The 3,092-nt window shown below is 70.1% G+C and carries 3 protein-coding genes; all 3 read right to left on the bottom strand.

Annotated features, from left to right (window positions below):
* Positions 1–1,274, bottom strand: a 1,274-nt coding sequence (locus tag D7X32_RS43805; RefSeq protein WP_147450517.1) for an MFS transporter, incomplete at its 3' end; no start/stop codon positions are given.
* On the bottom strand, positions 1,271–1,894 hold the full coding sequence (locus tag D7X32_RS43800) for a hypothetical protein (protein WP_120608397.1): 624 nt from the start codon (positions 1,892–1,894) through the stop codon (positions 1,271–1,273). The genes D7X32_RS43805 and D7X32_RS43800, both read right to left, overlap by 4 nt.
* A gap of 655 nt (positions 1,895–2,549) precedes the next feature.
* Positions 2,550–2,828 (bottom strand): PqqD family protein, encoded by a 279-nt coding sequence (locus D7X32_RS43795; RefSeq protein ID WP_158625875.1) that lies wholly within the window; start codon positions 2,826–2,828, stop codon positions 2,550–2,552.
* Positions 2,829–3,092 lie beyond the last annotated feature (264 nt).

Raw genomic sequence — 3,092 nt, 5'->3', positions numbered from 1 at the left:
GGTTCAGACGGGGCGTGGGAGGACGTCTCGCGCACGCGCGACACACAGCCGAGCGCCAGCACGAGGCACACCGACGAGAGGAGGAACGCGCAGCCGATGCCGGCCCGCTGCGCGAGGAAGCCGTAGGTGACGGGCGCGAGCACGGAGGCCACCGCGGCGCAGGAGCCCAGCGCGCCCATGAAGCGGCCGCGCTCCAACGGGCCCGGGGACTGCTCCACCACCAGCGCGGACGCGGAGGAGCGGTGCAGGCCATCCGGGACCGCCAGCAGCACCCAGGCCGCCACCAGCGTCAGCAGCGCGGCGCCGTCCGGCAGCCATCCGCAAATCCCAAGCACCGCCGCCATCACCGCCATGCCCGCGAGGCCCGGAGCAATCAGCCCCACGCGCCGGGACATCCGGTCCGACAGCCGCCCACCGAAGGGCTGCGCGAACGCGTACGTCAACCACGACGCCGCCACCAGCGGGCCCACCGCCTCCCGGGGTGCGCCCAGTTCCACCGCGTACAGCGGCAGGTACGTGGGGAACAGCGCCAGCGCGAAGGTGAAGAAGAACTGCCAGAGGAACAGCGCCGCCGCGCCCGGCTGGTCCTTCACGTAGGTGAACGGCGACAGGAGCCCCCGCAGCGCCAGGCCCCAACCCGCGCCCGCGCGCCCCCTCACGGGCTCCGCGCGCGGAGGCCGCGCCGGTTCGTCCAGCCCCAGCAGCAGCAGGCTGCCCGCGAGGAACAGGCCCCCCGCCAGGAAGAAGGTGCCCGCCACCGACAGCGCGCGGATGACGGCGGAGGACGCGAACAGCGCCGCGACGAACACCAGGTTCGACGTCGCGTCCAGCAGCGCGAAGAGGGTGGCGCGCTGCTTCGCGGGCGCGAAGTCCGCCACCATCGCGTTGGACACCGGCGCGGCGCTGCGCGACAGCAGCATCTTGAGGATCATCACGGCGGCGAGCGGCTGCGGGTCGTCCACCAGCGCCACCGCCGGCACCATCAGCGACGTGACGAGCGACAGGCCCACCACGAAGGGCTTGCGCCCATGGCGGTCCGACAGCGCCCCCAGCACCGGCTGCACGAAGATGGGCAACAGCGCCCCCACCGTGTAGAGCGCGCCAATCTCCTGGAAGCCCAGCCCGCGCGAGCGCAGATACAACGGCATCACCGGGTTGAGCAGGCCGGAGGCCGCCATGCCCAGGAGCCCCGAGCCCAGCATCACCCTCAGATTTCCCAGCCCCCGCGTCAGCCCATACATCTCCCGGAGGACTCCGGCGCCCTGGCGGATCATCCCCCCACCCCTTCCCCTGCTTCGGGCCCGTCCGCGCGAGGCTTCAGTCCCAGCACCGCCTCCACCGCCTTCGTGAGCGTGGGCACCGGCCGCACGTCCAGCGCCGTCAGGGGCGCCGGGTCGAACCCGCTGCCCTCCGGCACGAACACCGTCACCTTCCCCGCCCGCGGGAACACCTGCGTCACGTAGGACTGGGCCACGCCCAGCTTTCCCTGGAGGAATTCACGCGGCGCGGGCGCGAGCCGTTCCCCATGCGCGTCCAGCGCCACGCCCGTGCCCAGGAAGGGCGACGGCAGCGGCAGGCCCGCGAGCAGCGATACCCACGTGACGAACAACGGCAGCGACGCGCTCCTGCCATCCAGCGTCACGTTCCGCCCGCGCGGCGAGACGTGCAGGTCCGTCTCCTCCCACGGCAGCGCGTAGCGCGCGCGGCCCACCACCGACAGGTGGCGCGCATGGTCCTGCCACGCGGCGGTGAAGGCATTGCCCCGCGACACGTCCGTCCACAGCCGTCCCTGGCCGGGGCGCACGGACACCTCCACGGGCACGACCCGGAAGAGCGCGTGTCCGCCGACGTCCGCCTGCGTGAAGAGCAACACCTGCGTGGATGCGGGCAGCATGGGCGGGAGGGGTCGGCGTGCGCGAGGAGAAGACACAGCCGGGAGGAGTGCTGCGGACCTCCTCCCGGCCATGAAACGCGTTACTCCGCGGCGACGATGATCACGCCCATGCCGAGCGAGCAGGTGCACTTGTCGGTGGCGGCGGAAACGCGGACGATCTCGGACTGGATGTACATGGTGGTTCTCCTGGGATGGGTGTTTGGGTTTTGAGGCAGACGACGGGGACGACTACTCCGCGCTCGTGGTCGTCGTGAGGACGCCCATGCCGAGGGAGCAGGTGCACTTGTCGGACGACGCGGACACGCGGACGATCTGGGACTGGATGTACATGGTGGTTCTCCTGGGATGGGTTGCTGCATTCACTGCCACTGCGGTGAAACATGGCGGAGTGTGGACAGGGGGTCTGACATTGCCTGCCAACACACCGGTGCTTCATTCCAGCCGTGATGAGACGTCTCACGTCTGGTATCACGCGCACCCGGGGCGACCCGGGGACACGGGATTCCTCGAGGCCAGGACATGGCCCGGCCTGTCCCTCTCACGAGGGGAAAAGGCCCTTCAGCGGTGATGGGGTGTCAACGCCGCGGACGCGTGGGTCCCCGGCGGCCAATCGCTTGCACTCCCGACGGCATGAATGACAGCGGACGGCGGAGAATCAGACGGGACGCGAGGGCTCGCACAGCCCCAGCTCCTGGAACTGGGCCACGGTGCGCTGGACGTCGGCGCGGATGTGCTCCTCCTGGCCCGCGGCGCCCAGCCGGAGCGCCAGCGACGCCACCGCCCCGTCCAGGGACGTGTCGCCCTGGCACAGCTCGAAGATGCGTGCGGCGGTCTCGTTCACCCGGAAGACCTCTCCGCCCTCGGTGTCCAGGAGGAAGAAGGCTTCGCCCTGCTGCTGGACGATGACGCCGGAAGTCGCGCGAGGCAGGCTCAAGACATCCCCCTCTGAAGGCGCGGCCCCTGGGGATTCCAGACGGAAACGACAGGCGTTGGAATCCGGTTCAAGCCGCGCTGTTACAATTCCATGCTTTTAAATGTTCTCATCCATGCTGTCAACGCATGCCAGGTCTGGGTTTGATTTCATGAGAGGGTTTGAAAACGTGCCGGGTCTTGAAACGCCGCGTCAGTCCAGAGCGGGGACCGGCTGTTGTGCGCTGGTGGGCGATTGACGGGCGGGGGTGGCTTCACCGCGGGGGCC

It is taken from the genome of Corallococcus carmarthensis (genome assembly GCF_003611695.1).
Lineage (GTDB): Bacteria > Myxococcota > Myxococcia > Myxococcales > Myxococcaceae > Corallococcus > Corallococcus carmarthensis.
The sequence above is the reverse complement of the archived record's forward strand: the minus strand, read 5'-3'. Positions and strand labels throughout refer to the sequence as shown.